Source organism: Streptomyces sp. NBC_01288 (genome assembly GCF_035982055.1).
Lineage (GTDB): Bacteria > Actinomycetota > Actinomycetes > Streptomycetales > Streptomycetaceae > Streptomyces.
The window spans coordinates 5941567-5962082 of record NZ_CP108427.1 but is presented as its reverse complement, the minus strand read 5'-3'; the positions used below and the strand labels follow the sequence as shown (position 1 = coordinate 5962082).

16 protein-coding genes and 1 tRNA gene are annotated in these 20516 nt (G+C 70.8%); 8 read left to right on the top strand and 9 right to left on the bottom strand.

The genetic code is table 11. The features are described from left to right. Positions 1–727: 727 nt before the first annotated feature. Positions 728–2236: an MFS transporter gene (locus OG194_RS26920; protein WP_327403366.1), complete on the bottom strand. Its 1509-nt coding sequence runs from the start codon at positions 2234–2236 to the stop codon at positions 728–730. A gap of 62 nt (positions 2237–2298) precedes the next feature. Here OG194_RS26920 and OG194_RS26915 point away from each other — a divergent pair, with 62 nt between their 5' ends. Further along, entirely contained in the window at positions 2299–3279 is a 981-nt protein-coding gene (locus OG194_RS26915; protein ID WP_327403365.1) for a helix-turn-helix transcriptional regulator, read from the top strand. Positions 3280–3304: 25 nt separating this feature from the next. Here OG194_RS26915 and OG194_RS26910 read toward each other — a convergent pair whose 3' ends face one another. Both OG194_RS26910 and OG194_RS26905 read right to left on the bottom strand, forming a co-directional pair. Continuing rightward, entirely contained in the window at positions 3305–4060 is a 756-nt protein-coding gene (locus OG194_RS26910) for a TetR/AcrR family transcriptional regulator (RefSeq protein ID WP_442811632.1), read from the bottom strand. 443 nt (positions 4061–4503) lie between these two features. Then, positions 4504–5502, bottom strand: a complete 999-nt coding sequence (locus OG194_RS26905; protein WP_327403364.1) for a sigma-70 family RNA polymerase sigma factor — start codon at positions 5500–5502, stop codon at positions 4504–4506. Between the two features lie 183 nt (positions 5503–5685). Here OG194_RS26905 and OG194_RS26900 point away from each other — a divergent pair, with 183 nt between their 5' ends. Further along, positions 5686–6216, top strand: a complete 531-nt coding sequence (locus OG194_RS26900) for a GNAT family N-acetyltransferase (RefSeq protein WP_327403363.1) — start codon at positions 5686–5688, stop codon at positions 6214–6216. Between the two features lie 5 nt (positions 6217–6221). Here the strand turns inward: OG194_RS26900 and OG194_RS26895 are convergent, their stop codons facing one another. Continuing rightward, positions 6222–7025: a dioxygenase family protein gene (locus OG194_RS26895; protein ID WP_327403362.1), complete on the bottom strand. Its 804-nt coding sequence runs from the start codon at positions 7023–7025 to the stop codon at positions 6222–6224. 97 nt (positions 7026–7122) lie between these two features. On the opposite strand from OG194_RS26895, the gene OG194_RS26890 reads away from it, so the two are divergent. Next, a complete protein-coding gene (locus OG194_RS26890; RefSeq protein ID WP_327403361.1) occupies positions 7123–7650 on the top strand; it encodes a MarR family winged helix-turn-helix transcriptional regulator in 528 nt (175 codons plus the stop codon). Between the two features lie 111 nt (positions 7651–7761). Here the strand turns inward: OG194_RS26890 and OG194_RS26885 are convergent, their stop codons facing one another. Next, positions 7762–9321 (bottom strand): MFS transporter, encoded by a 1560-nt coding sequence (locus OG194_RS26885; RefSeq protein ID WP_327403360.1) that lies wholly within the window; start codon positions 9319–9321, stop codon positions 7762–7764. 139 nt (positions 9322–9460) lie between these two features. After that, entirely contained in the window at positions 9461–10105 is a 645-nt protein-coding gene (locus OG194_RS26880; RefSeq protein ID WP_327403359.1) for a TetR/AcrR family transcriptional regulator, read from the bottom strand. Positions 10106–10426: 321 nt separating this feature from the next. Between OG194_RS26880 and OG194_RS26875 the strand changes: the two genes are divergently transcribed. The 4 genes from OG194_RS26875 (at position 10427) to OG194_RS26860 (ending at position 16832) form a co-directional block, all read left to right on the top strand. Continuing rightward, positions 10427–11710 carry a M6 family metalloprotease domain-containing protein gene (locus OG194_RS26875; protein WP_327403358.1) on the top strand — a complete coding sequence of 428 codons (1284 nt, stop codon included), beginning with the start codon at positions 10427–10429 and terminating at the stop codon, positions 11708–11710. 301 nt (positions 11711–12011) lie between these two features. After that, entirely contained in the window at positions 12012–13694 is a 1683-nt protein-coding gene (locus tag OG194_RS26870) for an IclR family transcriptional regulator domain-containing protein (RefSeq protein ID WP_327403357.1), read from the top strand. Between the two features lie 122 nt (positions 13695–13816). Next, positions 13817–13889: transfer RNA gene (locus tag OG194_RS26865), tRNA-Arg, on the top strand. Positions 13890–14042: 153 nt separating this feature from the next. Then, positions 14043–16832 (top strand): LuxR C-terminal-related transcriptional regulator, encoded by a 2790-nt coding sequence (locus OG194_RS26860; RefSeq protein WP_327403356.1) that lies wholly within the window; start codon positions 14043–14045, stop codon positions 16830–16832. A gap of 45 nt (positions 16833–16877) precedes the next feature. Here the strand turns inward: OG194_RS26860 and OG194_RS26855 are convergent, their stop codons facing one another. From OG194_RS26855 to OG194_RS26845, 3 genes are all read right to left on the bottom strand, one after another. Beyond that, positions 16878–17813: a quinone oxidoreductase family protein gene (locus tag OG194_RS26855; RefSeq protein WP_327403355.1), complete on the bottom strand. Its 936-nt coding sequence runs from the start codon at positions 17811–17813 to the stop codon at positions 16878–16880. A gap of 5 nt (positions 17814–17818) precedes the next feature. Then, positions 17819–18265, bottom strand: a complete 447-nt coding sequence (locus OG194_RS26850; protein WP_327403354.1) for a nuclear transport factor 2 family protein — start codon at positions 18263–18265, stop codon at positions 17819–17821. A 176-nt stretch (positions 18266–18441) separates the two neighbouring features. Next, on the bottom strand, positions 18442–19134 hold the full coding sequence (locus tag OG194_RS26845; RefSeq protein WP_327403353.1) for a response regulator transcription factor: 693 nt from the start codon (positions 19132–19134) through the stop codon (positions 18442–18444). A 159-nt stretch (positions 19135–19293) separates the two neighbouring features. Here OG194_RS26845 and OG194_RS26840 point away from each other — a divergent pair, with 159 nt between their 5' ends. Next, on the top strand, positions 19294–20436 hold the full coding sequence (locus OG194_RS26840) for a sensor histidine kinase (protein WP_327403352.1): 1143 nt from the start codon (positions 19294–19296) through the stop codon (positions 20434–20436). Positions 20437–20516: the final 80 nt, after the last annotated feature.

Below are 20516 nucleotides of genomic sequence, written 5' to 3'. Positions count from 1 at the left end.
TAGGGATTGTCACCGACAGCACACCTCTCCACACACGCCGTCGGAACACTCAGACCGGCCGCGCTTTTTGCCCCTTTTTTCCACGTGGGAGCAAGACCCTCCCGCCCCACTCAGGGACATGACAGCGTTATCAAATGATTGCCATCGATCAAGAGTAAACAGATTCGGCCACCCCGACCCCGCCCGGCCGACAGCCTCGCCAAACAGAAGCGCGCCCCGCAAAACATGTGGAGCACGCAACTCCGACCCGCTCGATTAACCGATCACCGCCGCAGCTATTTCTTTTCGAGGGGCAATCCGAGCCGACAGAAAATGCGGCGATCCCGGCCGACGGGCGGAATCCTGAACGGAAATCAACGGTTCGCCGCCGCACATCGTAAAGGTCGACAAACGAATAAGGCCACCACACCCGACTCCGCGCCGACACCCCCGGCACGCACCCCGGGCCCGCCCGTCACACCAACAACTCACACCCTGTCAGTTTTCTTGCGACGCAGGTCAGTTGAGCGCACGAGACACCCGAAGTCGGCGTGTTCCCCACAGAACCGATCATTCAGGTACGTAGTGCGGCGATCACCCCGGAGCGCGCCGTCGAACCGCCCCGCGTACGCCTCCATGTGAGCACCGGCGTACGCCATCATCCGGCGTTTCACGTCGAGCGCCCCGCCCCCGTACTGCCTCGGGGCGGGGCGCTGTCGTACGACATCCCGTGTGGCGGCGGGCGGCATCAACTCCCGTTCTGCGCCGCCTCCTTGGCCACCCGCCCCGCCGCCCGCCCCGGCAACGCGAACATCAGCAGGAAGATCAAGCCCATCACCGCGGCCACCCAACCCAGCGCGTTCTGGAAGGCGTTCACGAACGCCGGGCCCACCTGCGCCGGGGTCAGCCGGTCGCCGATCGAGCCGAAGAAGACCACCGATACCAGCCCGAGCCCCAGCGCATTGCCCATCTGCTGAACGGTGTTGATGAGTCCGGACGCCGAACCAGCGTGCTCGCGCGGCACTTCGGAGAGGATCGTGTCGGTCAGCGGGGCGAAGATCAGGCCCATGCCGGCGCCCATCACGACGAGCGGGAGCGCCATCTGCCAGGAGGCGATGGCCAGTTGGTACCGGTCGGACTCCCAGAGGTAGAGCAGCACGCCCACCGTCATCACCAGCGCACCGGCCTGGAGGACGTTGCGTCCGCCGACGCGCGGCACCAGCTTCTGCACGGACATCCCGGCCGCCACCGAGACCGCGATCGAGAACGGTACGCCGGTCAGCCCCGCCCGCAGCGGGCTCCAGCCCAGCCCGATCTGCATGTACAGCGTCCAGACCAGGAAGAAGATGCCGAGTCCGACCCCGAAGACCGTCTGGACCGCGATGCCCGCCGCGAAGCTCTTCACCTCGAACAGCGACAGCTCGACGAGCGGCGAACCGTCCCGCGCCGCCTTCCGCTTCTCGTACGCCACCAGCGCCGAGAAGACGCCGATCGAGCCGGACATCGACACGAACCCCCAGGCGGGCCAGCCCAGTTCGTCGCCCCGGGTGAGCGGATAGAGCAGCATCAGCAGACCGAGGGTGACCAGAGCGACGCCGACGAGGTCCAGCTTCAGCGCGCGCGGCGCCTTCGACTCGGTGATGAAACGGCTGCCGAGGATCAGGCCGGCGATTCCCACCGGCAGGTTGATCAGGAAGATCGGGCGCCATTCGAGACCGAAGAGGTTCCACTCGGTGAGCAGCGCGCCGAGCAGCGGGCCCGAGACCGCGCCCAGGCCGACGATCGCGCCGAACAGCCCGAACACCTTGCCCCGTTCGTGTGCCGGGAAGGTCGCGTGCACGATCGACAGCACCTGCGGCACCATCATCGCCGCCATCCCGCCCTGAAGGATGCGCGAGGCGACCAGCATCTCCGGGTTCGCGGCGAAGCCGCACAGCGCCGAGGCGAGCGTGAAGCCACCGATCCCGAGGAGGAACAGGCGCTTACGGCCGTAGATGTCACCGAGCCGCCCGCCGGTGATCAGCCCGGCGGCGAAGGCGAGCGCGTAACCGGCCGTTATCCACTGGATCTGGCTGAAGGACGCGCCCGCGTCCCGCTGGATCGACGGGATCGCGACATTGACGATCGTGACGTCGACGAGGTCCATGAAGGCCGCGGTCATCACGATCGCGAGGGCGAACCAGCGACGCCGGTCACCGGTGCGTACCGGGTCCGCCACGTCTGTCGGGCTGTCGACAAGGGTTTCGGTGGAGGTCATGGCTTGAAGCTATGACCTCATTAGGTCAGATCGTGTCCTAGTTCTACGGCATCCTCGAACTCATGACGACGGACACCCCGGCCCGGCTCCTCCAGCTCCTCTCGCTCCTCCAGACGCCCCGCGAGTGGCCCGGCGGCGAGCTGGCCGACCGGCTCGGGGTGTCCCGGCGCACGGTCCGCCGGGACATCGACCGGCTCCGCGAACTCGGCTACCCCGTGCAGGCGACGCTCGGCTCCGACGGCGGCTACCGGCTCGTCGCGGGCAAGGCGATGCCCCCGCTGGTGCTGGACGACGAGGAGGCGGTGGCGATCGCGGTCGGCCTGCGCGCGGGCGCCGGGCACGCGGTCGAGGGCGTGGACGAGGCCTCCGTACGGGCCCTGGCGAAGCTGGAACAGGTACTGCCCTCGCGGCTGCGGCACCGGGTCGCCACCCTCCAGGCCGCCACGACCCCGCTGACCAGTGGCGACGGCGCGAGCATCGCCCCCGAGACACTGACCGTCATGGCCTCGACGGTGGCCGGCCGGGAGCGGCTGCGCTTCGCCTACCGCGCCAAGGACGGCACCGAGTCCCGCCGCGTGACGGAGCCGTACCGGCTCGTCTCGACCGGGCAGCGCTGGTACCTCGTCGCCTACGACCTCGACCGCGAGGACTGGCGGACCTTCCGGGTGGACCGGGTGAGCCAGCCCTTCGCCACCGGGGCCCGGTTCACCCCGCGCGAGCTGCCGACCGGAAGCGCGGCGGAGTACCTACGGCAGTCGATGCACCGGCGTCAGGAGACGTACGAGTACGCCGTCACCTTCGCCGCCCCCGCCGACGTCGTCGCGGCCCGCATCCCCGCCTGGCTCGGCGCCCCGGAGCCGCTCGACGAGCACAGCTGCCGCCTGCGCGCCACGACCGGCGACGCGGTGGACTGGCTGGCCGTACGGCTGGCCATGCTGGGGTGCGAGTTCACGGTGCACGAGCCGGAGGAACTGGTGACGTACGTAAGGGAGTTGGGGGAACGGCTGAGTCGGGCGGGCAGTAGGGGCGAGCCGCAGGCGTGAGCCTCGGGGGGCACGTGAACGGAGTTCACACCGTGCCCCGTCCTGTCGTGCCCGGTCCCGTCTCCAGCTCACCCCAGGGAAAGTCCCGCAACGCCCGCAGGTTGCGCAGTGCCGGTTCCACCGGACTCCCCCGGCCCTCCCCGGACGCCCACCCCTCAACAGCCGTCCGTACGGCGGCACTTGCCACGGCGGCGGCGAAGCGCAACTCGGGGGACAGCACGGGCGGAGCCGGGTCGGCGGCGATGTCATTGTCGGTGTCGTCGCCCTGGGGAAGGCGTTCCACGGTGAGGCGTTCCGCGAAGATCTCGCCCAGGGTGCGTTCCGAGGCCTGGTAGACCTCCGCCCACACCCGGCGCAGGGCGGGGCTGGATTCGGCCATGCCGATCAGCGTGCGGACCCAGGTCCAGGAGTTGACGGAGACGCCCACCCCGGGGGTCAGCGTGTAGCGGACCCCGTGTTCCAGGGCCTCCGGTACCGACAGTGCGGCCGGGGCCGCGCGGACCGCCTCCACCCAGCGCTGGGCGCCGGCCGCGTAGAGCGGGGCGACGGCCTCTTCCTTGGTGGCGAAGTAGCGGTAGAAGGTGCGGGGGGCGATGCCGGCGCTCTGGGCGATGTCCTCGGCGCGGGTGGCCCGCAGCCCGTGCCGCACGAAGAGTCCGGCGGCGGCCCGGGCGATCTCCATCCGGGTCTCGGCCTTGCGCCGCTCGGTCAGCGAGAGCGGTGCGGAGGGGGCCGAGGGGGAGGCGGGGCTGGAATCCGGTGCCGGGGTGGGGCTGCTCACACCGGCAGGCTATGCCGCTGTGGCACAATCTGCCATTCGGCGGGCCACCCCGGGGTTCAGGTACGGGGTGCCCCGCCGTCCCAGCATGCCGCCGCCCCGCCGACCCCGCATGCCCGCACCTCTTCCCCCCCTCCCGAAGACACCAGGCCCGCAGAAGAGCCCATAAAAGAACCGGGCCCCGACGCCTGGGGGGTAGGCGCCGAAGCCCGGTTCGGGAGAGTCCCGGCGCCGGGGGGGTGTTGCGTCGGGACTTGGTTCAGGGGATCTCGGGGCGTGGCCCCGGACCCGAACTCCTGGGCTCTGGAGTCTTGTTCCCAGGGCCAAGCAGCTTGAAGCGGCATTACACAGCCATGTTCGCGCGGCCTCCCGCCACCGGGCGTACGCGGTGCGGCGCGTACCTCGTTCGTACGCGCCCCGCGTCCACCGGGCCGGAGTCCAGAGGCTCAGGCCGCCGCGTCGAAGCCGGTCTGGCTGGCCAGCTTCTTCAGTTCCAGCAGTGCGTGCTTCTCGATCTGGCGGATGCGCTCGCGCGTCAGGCCGTGCTCCTTGCCGACCTCGGTGAGCGTGCGCTCCCGGCCGTCCTCCATGCCGTACCGCATCTTGATGATGGAGGCCGTGCGCTGGTCGAGGCGGCCGATCAGGTCGTCCAGTTCCTCGCTGCGCAACAGGGTCATGACGGACTGCTCGGGCGAGACCGCGGAGGTGTCCTCCAGGAGGTCACCGAACTGCGTGTCGCCGTCGTCGTCCACCGACATGTTCAGCGAGACCGGGTCTCGGGCCCAGTCCAGGACGTTCGTCACGCGCTCCGGGGTCGACTCCAACTCGGCGGCGATCTCCGCGTGTTCGGGCTCCCGCCCGTTCTTGCGGTTGAACTCGCGCTGCACCCGGCGGATCCGGCCCAGCTCCTCCACGAGGTGGACGGGCAGGCGGATGGTCCGGGACTGGTCGGCGATGGAGCGGGTGATGGCCTGGCGGATCCACCAGGTCGCGTACGTCGAGAACTTGAAGCCCTTGCGGTAGTCGAACTTCTCGACCGCGCGCACCAGGCCCGCGTTGCCCTCCTGGATCAGATCGAGGAGGGGCAGGCCGCTACGGGGGTAACGGCGGGCCACGGCCACGACCAGGCGGAGGTTGGAACGGATGAAGACGTCCTTGGCACGCTCCCCTTCGGCGACCAGGGCCTCGAGTTCGGCTCGGGAGGCGTCCGCCTGGGACTTCTCCTCGCCCTCAAGGACCTGGCGCGCGAACACGCCCGCTTCGATGGTCTGCGAAAGCTCGACTTCCTTGGCGGCGTCGAGCAGCGGTGTGCGCGCGATTTCGTCGAGATACATGCCGACCAGGTCGCGGTCGGCGATCTCGCCGCCATGGGCGCGAACACTGCGCGCCACGCCGGAGGTCTCGCCGGAGGCGGACTTACGACGGGCGACGGCACGGGTTGCCATGCGTGCTCCCTTGCGATGGTGGGGTCAGCAGGTGTTCGTCCGATGCTGTGGCACTTGTCTGGTGACTCTTCTCGTGTGCCCTGCATCTGATGGAAACAACGACTGGAATCCGGACAGAATTCCCAACCCGCTCCCCTATTTTTCTGATCTTGCAGTACCCTGTCCGGCCACAAGGGGGTAACGATGTCGTCGGAACGTACAGAGGTGCAGGTCAGGCCGGGAGTCGAGAGTGACCTCGACGCCCTCACGGACATCTACAACCACTACGTAGGCGAGACCCCGATCACCTTCGACACCGTCCCCTTCACGCCGGAGGAGCGTCGCCCTTGGCTGCTCTCCCACCCTGAAGACGGGCCATACCGGCTGAAGGTTGCCGTGGACGGGACCTTCCAAGGAAACTCACAGCGAATCCTCGGCTACGCCACATCCAGCCCTTACCGGACGAAGCCCGCCTACTCGACCTCGGTCGAGGTGACGGTCTACCTCGCCCCGGACGCGGCCGGCCGGGGTATCGGCACGCTGCTCTACAAGGCCCTGTTCGAGGCCCTGGCGGACGAGGACGTGCACCGGGCGTACGCGGGCATCGCACAGCCCAACGAAGCGTCCACGCGGCTGCATGAACGCTTCGGGTTCCGGTACATCGGCGTCCACCGGGAGGTGGGCCGCAAGTTCGGCCGCTACTGGGATGTCGCCTGGCACGAGAAGGACCTGTAAAAGCCTCAGCCGAACTGCACCGACCGCTTCGCCATCCCCATCCAGAACCCGTCGATCACGGACGGGTTCAGGGCCTCCGGCGCATCCAGCTCGCCGGCCGCCTCCGCCGCGCCCAGGGTGACGAACAGCGGGGCGAAGTGCTCGGTACGCGGATGGGCGTAGCGCCCGGCCGGTGCCTTGTGGAGGAAGTCCAGCAGGCCGTCCCAGTCCCGGGACTCCAGCGCGCGCCTGCCCCAGTCGTCGAACTCGGAGGACCAGGTGGGCACTCCCCCGCCGGTGTGGCGCAGCGCGGCGAGGTTGTGGGTGAAGAAGCCGGAGCCGACGATCAGGACGCCCTCGTCGCGCAGCGGGGCGAGCTTGCGACCGATGTCCATGAGCTTCGCCGGGTCGAGGGTCGGCATGGACACCTGGAGGACCGGGATGTCGGCGGCCGGGAACATCTCGACGAGCGGGACGTACGCCCCGTGGTCGAGGCCGCGGTCCGGGACGTCCTGCACCGGGATGCCCGGGGCGCGCAGCAACTTCCGCACGGACTCGGCGAGTTCGGGGGCGCCCGGGGCGTCGTAGCGGACCTGGTAGTAGTGCTCGGGGAAGCCCCAGAAGTCGTAGACCAGCGGGACGGGGTCGACCGCGCCGAGGGCGAGGGGGGCCTCCTCCCAGTGGGCGGAGACCATGAGGATCGCCTTGGGGCGGGGGAGGTCGGCAGACCAGGCGGCGAGTTCGCCGGGCCAGATCGGGTCGTCCGCGAGGGGCGGGGCGCCGTGGCTGAGATAGAGGGCGGGCATGCGCTCCGGTGCGGCGGTGGACATGACGGTCACTCCCCATGCTTGAACTCTCAAATTCCCTGAAGCGCAGCTTACGCCCCGTTTGTTTAACGTTCAAGGAGGGCTCTCGTACAGTGGACGCATGAACACGGCATCCGCACCCGCTGACGCAGCGGCACCCTCCGACGAACCCCGCTGGCTCACCGCCGAGGAGCAGCGCGTCTGGCGTTTCTACATGCACGCCAGCACCCTCCTGGAGGACCATCTGGACCGCCAGCTCCAGCGCGACGCGGGCATGCCGCACATCTACTACGGCCTTCTCGTGCAGCTCGCCGAGGCCCCGCGCCGCCGGCTGCGGATGACCGAGCTGGCCATGAACGCGAAGATCACCCGCTCCCGGCTCTCGCACGCGATCGCGCGCCTGGAGAAGAACGGCTGGGTGCGCCGCGAGGACTGCCCCTCCGACAAGCGCGGCCAGTTCGCGGTGCTGACCGACGAGGGCTACGGCGTGCTCCGCCGGACCGCGCCGGGTCATGTGGCCGCCGTACGGCAGGCGTTGTTCGCGCGGCTGTCCCCGGAACAGCAGAAGTCCCTCGGCGAGATCATGGAGATCGTCGCCGAGGGACTTCAGCCGAACGAAGCGGGTGCGGATCTGCCCTGGCTCCGCTGAGCCGCTCAACTCAACGGAGAACCAGGGCAGTTCCTGGGAGTCGTGCCTACGAGGCGTCCCCTTCCCCGTAGGCACGGATGGTGCGAAGGGGGTACGACCGGCCGGGCGCCGTCAGTGGGCGACGACCGGGATCTTGAACTCGTCCTCGACACCGTCACCGGAGGCGACCGGGTCGGAACCCTGCTTGCCCGCGTTGACGAGGACCGAGACGATGACCGCGGCCGCCACCAGCATGCCGACGGCGAACCAGATGGCGTTGGTGTAGCCGTGCACCTGGCCCTGTAGCGCGACGAGCTGCTGCTGGGTCTTGGAGGTGCCCGCGCCGGCGATGTGGTCCTTGACGTACGCGGTCGTCGCGGACGCGGCGATCGTGTTCAGCAGGGCCGTACCGATCGCGCCGCCCACCTGCTGCGAGGTGTTGACCATCGCGGAGGCGACACCCGCGTCCCGGGGCTCGACGCCCAGGGTGGCCAGGGACATGGCCGGCATGAACGCCGTACCCATGCCGAGACCGAGCAGCAGCATCGCGGGCAGGATGATCGAGGCGTACGACGAGCCGATCTCCAGCTGGGTCATCAGGAGCATGCCGACCGCGGCGACCAGGAAGCCGGGGCCCATCAGCAGACGGGCCGGCAGGCGGGTCATCAGCCGGGTGCCGATCTGGGTCGAGCCGACCATCATGCCGACGATCATCGGCATGAAGGCGAAGCCGGTCTTGATGGGCGTGAAGCCCTTCACGACCTGGAGGTAGTAGGTGAGGAAGAGGAACGTGCCGAACATCGCGATGATGGCGATGCCGAGCGAGAGGTAGATCCCGCCACGGTTGCGGTCGGTGATCACGCGCAGCGGCAGCAGCGGGGCCTTGACCCTGGACTCGACGATCACGAACGAGACCAGCAGGACCGCCGACGCGATGAAGAGCGCGATGGTGGAGGAGTCGCCCCAGCCGTCGGTCTCGGCGCGGGTGAAGCCGTAGACGAGCGAGACCAGACCGAGGGTCGACAGGAGCACGCCCGGGATGTCGAGCGGGTTGCGGTTGCGGCCGCCCTCCGGCTCGCGGATGACGAAGTACGCGCCGAGCGCGGCGACGATCGCGAACGGGATGTTCACGAAGAACGTCCAGCGCCAGTCGAGGTACTCGGTCAGCACACCGCCGAGGATGAAGCCGACGGCGCCGCCGCCACCGGCGATCGCGCCGTAGATGCCGAACGCCTTGGCGCGTTCCTTGGCGTCCGTGAACATCACGGCGAGCAGGGAGAGCGCGGCGGGCGCGAGCAGGGCACCGAAGGCGCCCTGGAGGGCACGGGCGCCGAACATCATCGCGCCGGTGGTGGCGACACCGCCGAGCGCGGACGCGGCGGCGAAACCGGTCAGGCCGACGACGAAGGCGCGCTTGCGCCCCCACAGGTCGGCTATACGACCGCCGAAGAGCAGCAGACCACCGAAGGCGAGGGCGTAGGCCGTGACGACCCACTGCCGGTTGCCGTCGGAGATGCCCAGGTCGGTCTGGGCGGACGGGAGAGCGATGTTCACGATGGTCGCGTCGAGCACGACCATCAGCTGGGCGAGCGCGATGAACGCGAGCGCCTTCCAGCGGTTGGAATGGGCTTCGTGCTCGGCCTCGGAGGCCTTGTCGAGAGCGCCTGGGGCGCTTCGAGCCGTTTCAGACATGGTGGTACCCACTTCGGGACTTCGTGACGGAAAAGGGTGTGAAAAAGGGTGTCTTCGGGGACGGCCTGTCGCCTTCGTCGGCGCCTGCCGGGAACTTGGTGTCGGAGTTGGGACTGAGGTGAAGCGCTGAACTAATCGGTCAGGGCTGCCGGAGATCCTCCATGGTCGCGGCGGTGCCGGGCAGGACCGAGCGGGCCGGAGCCCGCAGTCCGTCCAGGAACAGCTGCAAGTGTCGGTGTACGAAGCGGTCGGCGCTGAGGCAGCCGGTGCCGGCCGGGGGCCGGCTGAGCTGGGCCACGGCGACCATCACATCGCCGACACCCACGTCGGACCGGAGCTGCCCGGCCTTCCTGGCCCGTTCCATGACCTCGCCGATGAGCTCCTCGACCCGCTCGCGGGCCGCTTCCAGGTCCGGGTGGAAGTGGTCGAACGTGCTGGCCATCATCGGGCACAGCGCGCCGACCCGTTCGTCCGCGGAGTCGTGCACGAAACGCTCCAGCGCGGTGAAGGCGTCGCCGGTCTCGGCGAGCGCCAGCTCCGCGCCCTCCGCGACGCGGTCCATGACCGAGCAGACGACCTCGCGGACGAGGGCGTCACGGTCCGGGAAGTTCCGGTAGAGCGTGGCGTTGCCGACGCCGGCCCGGCGGGCGATCTCGTCGAGCGGCACATCGGGGCCGAACTCGACGAACATCTCGCGGGCGGCGGTCACGATCCGCTCCCTGTTGCGCAAAGCGTCGGCGCGCGGCCGGGTCACCTTTCGCTGTACGGGGGTCGCGGTCGTCACGGCGTGCTCCTGAAGGTCTTGGACTGCTGAGGCGATCCGGGGAGGCAGTCCCCGTTTCGTTCGGACACATGGCTAAACGGGGAGACGCTCCCCGGTTATTTCCACCTCCGCGATTGTTCTGATGTGACCTGAGTCACATTCGCCCGAATTCCGGTTTGGATCTTCGCCCGGCGCTCCCGCGGGGCTCCCCGTTCGGCCCCCTACCAGCGAGAAACACACGGTCGGTCTCCTCCAGCGCGCGCCCTCGCGGCACACGACACAGGGTGATCGAAAGGGTGCAGCCGGAGACCGGCGGCTGCCGTTGGCGCGAAGGGTCCCTGCATGCAGCCCAGCCGTCGGATACGCCCGCGCCGCGTGGCCGCCCTCGCGTCCGTGACCGTCCTGACCCTCGCGGTCAGCACCTCGGCCGGTACCGGACACCTCACCCCGGGCACCATGACGGCGGCGGGCCCGGTCGCGCTCGCCCGCACCTCCGCACTCGGCCCCTGCATGATCAACGGCCCTCTGGACGTCCAGATGTCCGAGGGCATCCCCACCCCCGGCGGCTACTCCCGCTCCACCGGCACCGTCCACGCCCTGACCCTGATGGTCGACTTCTCCGACGCCCCCGGCGAGGGCACGGCCATGGACCGGTACCGCGAGTTCTTCCCCAAGACCCAGGAGTGGTTCGCCACCAGCTCCTACGGCCGCCTCGACTACCGCCCCGAGACCCCGGTCACCCACTGGCTCCGCATGCCCAAGCCCTTCAGGTCCTACGGCATAGAGCGCGGCGCGCCCTTCGACCCCGGGTACCGGCAGCTCGTCCAGGACATCGTGGCCGCGGCCGACCCGACGGTGGACTTCCGCCAGTACGACCTCCTGAACGTCCTGGTCACCCCGAACGCGGGCCCCTCCGCCCTGGACACGGTCCTGTCGGTGACGTTCGCCGGCAACACGGAGGCCCCGGTCGCGGACGGCGTCCCCGTCTCCAACGCGTCCTTCGTCTACTCCCGCCAGGACGACGGCTCCGGCTCGTACTCCCAGACCGGATACCGCGTCCTCCCCCACGAGAACGGCCACGTCTTCGGCCTGCCCGACCTCTACACCCAGGAGGGCGGGGGCGCGGTCGGCCACTGGGACATCATGAGCGAGGACTGGGGCGCCGACAACGACCTCCTCGGCTGGCACAAGTGGAAACTCGGCTGGCTGGACCCGTCCCAGGTCAACTGCGCGATGACCAGGGGCACTTCGGAGTACACCCTGACCCCCCTGGAGCGCCCCGGCACCGACGGCACGCGCCTGGTCTTCGTCCCCCTCACCCGACGCACCGGCTACGCCCTGGAACTGCGCACCCGCGCGGGCAACGACGAGGCGGTGTGCCGCCCCGGCGTCCTCATCTACAAGGTCGAAGCGGACGTGGACACGGGCATGGGCCCGGTGAAGGTGTACGACGCCCACCGGAACAGCGGCGGCTGCACCCGAAGCCCCAACGTCCACGCCGAGTTGTCGGACGCGCCGTTCACTGCGGGCGAGAGCTTCAACGATCCGGGGAGGGGGATCCGGGTGACGGTGACGGGGGCGGATGCGGCGGGGGACTATCGGGTGACGGTTACGCGGACGCGGTAGGGAACGGGGGGTGAGGGGGAGGGGGCGAGCGTAGAGGTAGGCGGGCGTGGCAGGCGGGGGTGCGGCTCGGTGGACGGAGCACGGCTCTCCTGAAGCCGGTGTCGCAGGTTCGCCGGAGATGAAGTGTGCCGGGCGCGAGGCGGCGCCGGGCCTCCCGCGGCGCGGGCGCCGGGTGGTGGCCCGCCGTAGAACTGTCGCGGCGGCGAAGGTCCGGCCCCCGGCCACCGCAGCGCCGTCGGCGACGAGGGTCCCGGCCTCGGGCTTACCGTAGGGCTGCCGAGATTGCCGTACCGGAGAGTCGATGCCCACTGACGCCGCTGACCTCACGCTGGTCGATCCTGCCGCCGTCGTGCCCGCGGAGGCGGTCGCGCCGTTGATCCGCGGGGTCGCCGTGGTACGTCAACTGACCGACGCGGGCGGGATGTTGAGCCTCAGCGGGCTCGAACGGGCCACCGGGCTGGCCCGTTCCACGGTCGACCGGATCACCGCGACGCTCGCGCGCATGGGGTACGTCCGTCTCGACGGCCGGGACGCGGTTCTCACCCCTCGGGTCATGGAACTGGGCAACGCCTATCTCGCCGCCCTGCGTCTGCCCTCCGTCCTGGACGCCCGCGCGGACGCCCTGGCCGACGAGTTGGACGAGTCGGTGTCGCTCGCGGTCGCCGACCGGGACGGCATCCGCTTCATCCACCAGGCCACCCGCCGCCGCGCGATGTCCCTCAGCTTCCGCATCGGCGACCTGCTCCCGGCCGAACGCACCGCGCCGGGACCGCTGTTCGCGACGGAGTGGACGGACCTGGAGTGGCGGCGGTGGCGGGAGCGGCGGGCCGCCGATCCGGGGGACCTGGGCTTCCCGGCCGTTCCCGAACGGTCCTCGCCCGGGCCCGACTTCGAACGGTGGGCCGTCCAAGTGCGCCAGGACGGCTGGGCGTTGGACGACCAGTTGATCGAACCGGGGCTGGTGGCGGTGTCCGTGCCGGTGCGGGATCCCCGTACCGGCACGATCGCGTGCGTCGCGAGCGTCGTGAGCCATACGAGCCGGCACACGGCGGAGGATCTGCGGAACTCCCTTCTGCCCAGGCTGCGTTCGGCGGTACGGACGATGGAGGAGGACTTGGCGGCGGACCTGCGCGAGGCTCCGCGGGGCGAGTCCGTCGCCGTACCCTCCGGACTCGCGACCTGGACGGGGGCGTCCAAGCAGGAGCTCGGCCGGGAGTTCGTCGAGTCCCTCGCCCGCGGCCTGACGGTCCTGACGGCGTTCGGCGAGGGCCGCGCCGAACTGACCCTCACGGAGGTCGCCCAGGCGACGGGCCTGGCACGGGCGACGGCTCGCAGGGCCCTGATCACGTACGAGCACCTGGGCCTGATCGCCACGTCCGGCGACCGCCGTTTCGCCCTCACACCCCGGGTGCTGTCCCTCGGCTTCCCGCCCCTCTCCCGTACGACCCTCCCCGACCTGGCGCTCCCCCACCTCACCGCCCTCGCCTCCCGCATCCACGAGTCGGCGTCCCTCGCGATCCTCGTCGGCGACGACATCCAGTACACGGCCCGGGTCGCCACGAGCCGCGTGATGAGCGTGAACATCGCGGTGGGCACGCGGTTCCCGGCGTACGCGACGGCACTGGGGCGCGTGCTCCTGGCGGACGCACCGCCCGCGGAACGCCCCGCCCCGGGTGAGCTGCGCGCGCTGACCCCTCGCACGCTGACCGACCCGGTGGCGCTGGCGGCGGCCCTGGAGACGGTCCGTTCGCAGGGTTACGCCCTGGCCGACGAGGAGTTGGAGGCGGGCCTGCGTTCGATCGCCGTACCGATCCGCGACCGTACGGGCAGGGTGGTCGCCGCCCTGAACACGGCGACCCATGTGACCGGCCGTACGGTCGAGGAGTACGTCCGGGACATCCTCCCCGAGCTGACGGCTACGGCGAGCGCGATCGAGGCGGATGTGCGGGTGGCGGGGCGCTTCACGCGGGTGTCGGCGTCCTGAGCCCGGCGCCCGCACCTGCCCTGCCCGCCCCACCTTGCCCGTTCCCGCCTTGCCCTCCCCACCGAACCGACTCCCCAGATCCGCTACCCTGTCCTGGACCGCCTTCCGGGGCGATCCGTCCCGCCTTCGTAGCTCAGGGGATAGAGCACGGCTCTCCTAAAGCCGGTGTCGCAGGTTCGAATCCTGCCGAGGGCACAGCGCGGAGCTTGTTCGCGCGGGCTTGGTCAGAGGCCCTTCCGTCCGGTGGACGGGAGGGCCTTTGTCGTCTCGGCGGGGACACGGCACCCATGTCTGTACCTCGCCGGCCGGCGATAGCCTGGAGTCGGCCTTCCGCTTTCCGGTCACGGCGTGATCGGCCGGACTGATCCCCTGGAGCGCGCGATGATCGACCTGCCCGCCGTGGAGGGTTCGGGCAAGGCGGAGTCCGGGCTGATTCTCCGGCACGACCTCGTGGGAGTCCTGGACCGGGCGATCCAGGAGCAGCGGGTCACGATCGTCTCGGCGCCGGCCGGCAGCGGGAAGACGTCGCTGCTGTCCGCGTGGGCGAGCAGGCCGGGGGCGGACTACCGGGTCGCGTTCCTGACCGTACGTCCGGGGCAACGGGACATGCAGCTCTTCTGGCTCGCCCTGCTGGGCGCGATCCGCACCGCGGCGGGCACCGGCACCGGTCACGGCGGTGAGCAGGTGCCGCCGCTGCCTCCGGTGACGCCCGGCGCCGACGGCAGCGCCCTGGTGGACACGGTGCTGTCCGAGCTGGAGGAGTCAGGCGACCGCTTCGTCCTCGTCATCGACGACCTGCACGAACTCAGCGCGCCCGAGGCCGCCGCCCAGCTCACCGAACTGCTGACGCGCCTGCCGGCCGGTGTCCGTACGGTCGTCGCCACCCGCCGGGACCTGCCGCTGCGCCTGCACCGGCTCCGGCTCGCCGGTGACCTGGCCGAGATCCGGGCCGCGGAGCTGCGGTTCACCGAGGACGAGACGCGTCGGCTGCTGGCCGGGGCCGGGATCACGGTGCCCGGGCATGTCGCCGCGATGCTGCATCAGCGGACCGAGGGCTGGGCGGCCGGGCTGCGGCTCGCCGTACTGTCGCTGGCCGGGCACGCCGAGCCGGAGAGATTCGTCGCCGAGTTCTCCGGCACCGACCGCACGGTGGCCGAGTATCTGATGGCCGAGATGCTGGAGCGTCAACCGCCGCACGTGCAGCGGCTGTTGCTGCGCACCTCGCTGCTCGACCGGATCAACGGCGAGCTGGCCGACCTGCTCACCGGAGCCACCGGCTCGGAACGCATCCTGCTCGGCCTGGAGGACGCCAACGCGTTCGTCGTGTCGCTGGACTCCTCCCGTACCTGGTTCCGCTACCACCGCATGTTCGGCGACCTGCTCCGGCTGGAACTGCGCCGCACGATGCCCGCCGACATCGCCGGGCTGCACCGGCTCGCCGCGCACTGGCTCGCCGCCCGCGGCCAGACCGCCGACGCCGTCGGCCACTTGCAGGCGGCCGGCGACTGGGACGCGGCGGCCCGCATGCTCACCGACCACGCCCTCGGCCTCACGCTCGACGGGCAGGCGGGGACCGTGGCCGCGCTGCTGCGTGCCTTCCCGGCCGGGACCGGTGCGGACTCCCCCGATCTGGCGCTGGTCCGGGCCATCGCCGACCAGCACGATTTCCGCCTCGACGAGACCGCCGCGCACCTGCGCGAGGTCGGGGAGTACGCGGCCACCGCACCGCCCGCCCAACGGCGCCGGCTGCGGATGGCCATCGCCTCCGTGGAGCTGCTGATCGCGCGCCGACGCGGGCACTTCGACAGCATCGTCGAGCAGGCGGAAATGCTTCTACGACCCGACGACGGCCGGACGAGCGACGGCGGCCGGACGAGCACGGACACGGCGTTCGGAACCGGCACCGCGCTCAGCACCGGCACACCGCTCGGCACCGACACCGCCCTCGGCAGCGACCTGAAAGCCGTCACCCTCCTCAACCTGGGCGTCACCGAGGCCTGGTCGCTCCGGCTGGCCGACAGCGAACGGCACCTCGCGGAGGGCGCCGCCCTGGCCCGCCGTATCAACCGGCCCTACCTGGAGGTGGCCTGCCTGGCCCACCTGGGTTTCGCCTCCACGGTCCACTCCTTCGCCCTGGCCCGGCAGCGCTGCGAGGAGGCCATCGAGGTTGCGGCGGGGCACAGTTGGGACGCCGAGCCAGTGATCGCGCCGGCGCTGGCGGGGCTCGCCAACGTGCTGGCCTGGACGGGCCGGTTCGACCTCGCCGAGCAGTGGCTCGACCGTGCCCGGCGGGCCACGCACGACGAGGGCGAGCCCGGTGTCCGCCTGCTGGTGCGTCTCACCGCCGCGACGCTGCGGGCGGCGCGCGGCCAGTGGCACCGGGCGCTGGAGGAGTTCGCGGCGGCCCGGCAGGTACAGGATTTCATGGTCGGTGAGCACGGGCTGACGGCCCGCGTCGACGCGTGGACGATCGCCGCCCGGGCCCGACTCGGGATGACCGGGGAGGCGCGGGCCGCGCTCGCCGCCCTGGACGACCGGCGGTCCGGCACCGGCGAAATCCGCAACGCCGCCGCGACGGTCCTGCTGGCCGAGCGGGACCCGGCCGCGGCCCGCCGCGAACTCCGTTCCGTCCTCGACGGCGACGCCCCGGTCCTCTCCCACCTCACCCGGATCGAGGCGCATCTGCTGGACGCGTTCGCCTGCCGCGACCTGGGCGACGAACACGCCTCCCGGGAGGCCGCCGAACAGGCCCTGAACCTCGCGGAACCGGACCGCCTGATCCTGCCCTTCGCGATGACCGGCGCGGACCGGCTCCTCACCGCCGTCCCACGGCACGGCACCTCGCATGCGGCCCTGATCACCGACATCGTCGACGCGGTCCGCGACCCTGGGCGGCGTACCGAGCCGAACACCTCACCCGCACCGCCGGTCAGGGAACTCAGCAGAAGCGAGCTGCGCGTCCTGCGCTACCTCCCGACCCATCTCACCCGCCGCGACATCGCCGGCGAGCTGTCCGTCTCGCTGAACACCATCGACACCCACATCCGCCGCATCTACGCCAAACTCGGCGTCGCCGACCGGACGGCCGCGGTGGAGCGGGGCCGGGAGCTGCGACTCCTGTCCATGGGCCGCGCGTGAGCGCCGTCCGGCGATCCGGGTCCACGGCGGTCAGGACCGGGTCCGTCAGGGCGTGACCACGAGTTTCCGGGAGGCCCCGGCCCTGAGGTGCTCCCAGGTCTCGCCGATGTCCGCCAGCCGGGTCCGCTCCAGGTCCATGGTGATCTCGCCCTCGGCCGCGTGCCCCGCCAGTCGCGCGTACGCGGAACGGCGCACCTCGACGGGCGTGACGAACAGCCCGTGCCCGATGAGCGTCAGCGGCTTGTTGCGCAGGACGGGCCCGACGATCGTGGACGCGGCCCCCGCGGAGTTCCCGACCTGGACGTAACGGGCCCCGGATCTGGCGTGGTTCATCGCGAGCGGGGCGAATCCGCCCCACAGGAAGTCGACGATCACGTCGTAGCCGCCGGGTGCCGCGGCCGCCAACTCCGCGTCCACGGCCCCCTCGTCCGCGAGGTCCACCACCGCGTCGGCGTCCAGGCCGAGGGTCTGCGGGAGGTTCTTCCCCCGGGCGGCCCCGACGACCCGGCCGGCGCCGAGAACCCGCGCCGACCGCACCGCCAGCCGCCCCGCCGAGCCACCCGCCCCGAGCACCAACACGGTCTCCCCGGACTGGAGTTGAGCACGCTGGTCGAGGGCGATCCACCCGGCGAGACCGGCGATCCCGAGGGCGGCGGCGAGAGCGGGGTCGAGACCGGCCGGAACAGGAAAACCGTCCGCCTCCGGTACAGGCACCGACTCGGCCAGGGTGCCGTACGGCGCCGGCGGTGCTGTCACGTATCGCCGGGTGCCGTCGTCGAGTTGCACGACTCCCTCGTAACCGGCGACACACGGGGCCCGCAGCGGTCGTAGCGGAAACTGGTCGTTCACGAAGGCCAGGTCCAGCGGGTTCAGGGCCGCCGCGAGCAGGGTGGCGATCGGGACGCCGGGGCCGGGGCGCGGATCGGCGAACTGTTCCAGGACGGGAGTGGCGCCGCGCTCACGGACTACTGCCGCTCGCATTCCGTTCACTGCTCCAGTGCGGCGCCGAGGTTTCCGATGACACCGAGCTGGGTGAGGATGATCGTGCCTTCGGGGTAGCAGTCGAACCGCTTGATCTTGCCGTCGACCAGCTCGAAGACGTCGCAGCACGGGGCGTCGATCCGCTTGCCGGTCGGCGGCAGTGTCCCTGCGGGCAGGTGCAGCGGGCCGAGATGCGTTCCCTGGAGCGCCAGTTGGACCACCACGATGTTGCCGGTGGAGTAGAAGCGGAACAGCTCGCGGTGCATGTCCGGGAAGGCCCGGTGGTAGTTCTCGACCTGTGTGGGGAGTTCGGCGGGACCCTTCCAGGTGACGCCGATGGACGAGTCGGTGAACGTGCCGTCCTCGGTGAACGCCGCGGCCCACGCGGCCATGTCCATCTTCTCGGCGACCTCGTACGCCTGCCGGACGATCTGCTCGTTGTCCAAAGCCATGCCACTTCTCCTCAGCCGTACGCTCGGCCGGCCGACGCGCCCCTGCCCACGGGCGAACGCCGACCGCTGACGACGTCATGGCAGTGACCTGCCGCGACACATCCAGCCTCGCCGCCGGCCCGGTGACGGGAAGTCACTTGATTACGGTGATTCACCGGCCCGGCGTCTCGGCGAGGTCAGGCGTGCTGGGGCAGTACGGCGTCGGGCTGGTCCCCGAACCCGGCATCCCGTGCCCGCAGTACCGCCGCCGCCCGGTCGTGGACCTCCAGCTTGGTGAAGATGCGGGAGACGTAGTTGCGTACGGTCTTCTCGGCGAGGTAGAGACGCAGGGCGATCTGGCGGTTGTTCAGGCCGTCCGCGAGGAGTTCCAGTATCTCCGTCTCCCTGGTGGTCAGTTGGGAGAACTCGGGCGGCTCGGGGAGTCTCTGTACCGTGGCGAAGAAGCTGCTGAAGCGGGCCGCGATCGTCGGGCTGAAGGCGGCTCCGCCGCGGGCGACGATGTGCAGGGACTGGAAGAGGTCCTCCGGGGACGCGATGCGGGCGAGGTAGCCGTTCACGCCGAGGCGGAGGGCGGAGACGATCACGTCGTCGTAGTCGTTCTGGGACACCACGACGATCTGCGGGCGGGACTTCTCCTGGCGGTACAGGGAGACGATCCACGCGATGTTCCGGCAGATGGCGCGCTTCGACGGTGGTTCGCCGATGATCACCACGTCCGGGCGGAGCGGGTTGTTCTCCAGACATCGGAGGCCGTGCGACTCGTCCGTCGCCGTACCGATGAGGTTCACGCTGTCGTCCTGCTCGACGATCGCCTCAAGTCCGGCCAGGGACACCGGGTCCTCACTGAGAATGAACAGGTTGATCCGCATAGCTTTGCACCCCCGTGGTAAGCGTTTCTACGCGTCTACGCCTGCAAAGACGGTTCCAGCCTAGGCAGACGAAACGGACGTCCACCCCGGCTCGTCGCGGGCATGGTCCTGTTCCGGCCGTGTTGGACGTCCGGTTGATCAGCCCCTTAGGTTCGGGACATGGGAGATGTCTCGCGCCGACGCATGATCCTCCTCGACACGGCGGCGGCCCTCGGGTTCGCGCTGCTTCCGCAACTGACTCCGGTACGGCCCGACAGCGGCAGCGAGCCCGCCGCTCTCGCCGTGGCCCTGCTCTCGCTCGCCACCGCGCTGCCGCTCGCCGTACGGCGGTTGTGGCCCCTGCCGGTGTTCGCGGTCGTCCTCACCGCTTCCTTCGTGGCGCTGGCCGCCGGGCTCGGCCCCGCCGTCTTCCTCGCCGCCGCCTACGCCCTGTACCTGGTCGCGACGACACGGCACCGGCCGCTGGGGCGGTCGGCCGTGGTCGTCGGCGGGGCGAGCACGGCGGGCGCGGCCCTGCTGACGGTGTCGGGCGGGCAGCACTACACGGGCGGCACCCTGGCGGTCCAACTGCTGTTCGGACTCCTGGTGTTGGGGGCGACCTGGGCCGCGGGGACGGCCGTACGGGAGCGGCGTGAGAGCCTGCGGCGGACCATCGAGCAGGCGGCCGAGCAGGCCAAGGTCGAGGAACGGATGCGGATCGCCCGGGACATCCACGACGTCGTCACCCACAGCGTGGGCCTGATCGCGGTCAAGGCGGCGGTCGCCAACCACGTCGTCGCCACCCGTCCCGAGGAGGCCGGGGCAGCTCTCGCCGTCATCGAGGACATCAGCCGCAAGGCGCTGCGTGACCTGCGGATCACCCTCAAGGTGCTGCGCCGGGAGGACGCCGACCAGCAGGACCGGCGGCAGGACCTCCAGCCGGTGCGCGGGCTGGCGGACCTGCCCTCCCTGGTCCGTACGGCCGAGGCGGCGGGCGTCGGCGTCGAGCTGCGCTCCGTGTGCGCGGAGGAACCGCCCGACGGGGTCGCGCTGACCGCGTTCCGGATCGTCCAGGAGGCGCTGACCAACGTCGTCAAACACGCCGCCCCGACCCGCTGTCTGGTGAGTGTCTCCGCGCGGGACGGCGTCCTGACGATCGGCGTCACCGACGACGGCCCCGGACCAGGGCACCGGCCGACCGTGCCCGGCGGCGGCATGGGCCTCGTCGGCATGCGGGAACGGGCCGTCGCGCACGGCGGGACCCTCACCGCGGGCCCCCTCCCCGGCACGGGCTTCCGGATCCTCGCGACACTGCCGTACTAGACATGTCCGCGGAGTCCCGCCGTCCGCCCGACGGGAGGTACTTCGCGGACACGGCCCAGGACCACGCCGATCGGCCCGGG

Excerpts from the sequence above, each read along its gene's own strand:
- OG194_RS26900 (WP_327403363.1), top strand. The coding sequence starts at position 5,686 with ATGTCGTCGGAACGTACAGAGGTGCAGGTCAGGCCGGGAGTCGAGAGT.
- OG194_RS26875 (WP_327403358.1), top strand. The coding sequence starts at position 10,427 with ATGCAGCCCAGCCGTCGGATACGCCCGCGCCGCGTGGCCGCCCTCGCG.
- OG194_RS26885 (WP_327403360.1), bottom strand. The coding sequence starts at position 9,321 with ATGTCTGAAACGGCTCGAAGCGCCCCAGGCGCTCTCGACAAGGCCTCC.
- OG194_RS26915 (WP_327403365.1), top strand. The coding sequence starts at position 2,299 with ATGACGACGGACACCCCGGCCCGGCTCCTCCAGCTCCTCTCGCTCCTC.
- OG194_RS26850 (WP_327403354.1), bottom strand. The coding sequence starts at position 18,265 with ATGGCTTTGGACAACGAGCAGATCGTCCGGCAGGCGTACGAGGTCGCC.
- OG194_RS26920 (WP_327403366.1), bottom strand. The coding sequence starts at position 2,236 with ATGACCTCCACCGAAACCCTTGTCGACAGCCCGACAGACGTGGCGGAC.
- OG194_RS26855 (WP_327403355.1), bottom strand. The coding sequence starts at position 17,813 with ATGCGAGCGGCAGTAGTCCGTGAGCGCGGCGCCACTCCCGTCCTGGAA.
- OG194_RS26845 (WP_327403353.1), bottom strand. The coding sequence starts at position 19,134 with ATGCGGATCAACCTGTTCATTCTCAGTGAGGACCCGGTGTCCCTGGCC.
- OG194_RS26895 (WP_327403362.1), bottom strand. The coding sequence starts at position 7,025 with ATGTCCACCGCCGCACCGGAGCGCATGCCCGCCCTCTATCTCAGCCAC.
- OG194_RS26890 (WP_327403361.1), top strand. The coding sequence starts at position 7,123 with ATGAACACGGCATCCGCACCCGCTGACGCAGCGGCACCCTCCGACGAA.
- OG194_RS26905 (WP_327403364.1), bottom strand. The coding sequence starts at position 5,502 with ATGGCAACCCGTGCCGTCGCCCGTCGTAAGTCCGCCTCCGGCGAGACC.
- OG194_RS26870 (WP_327403357.1), top strand. The coding sequence starts at position 12,012 with ATGCCCACTGACGCCGCTGACCTCACGCTGGTCGATCCTGCCGCCGTC.
- OG194_RS26840 (WP_327403352.1), top strand. The coding sequence starts at position 19,294 with ATGGGAGATGTCTCGCGCCGACGCATGATCCTCCTCGACACGGCGGCG.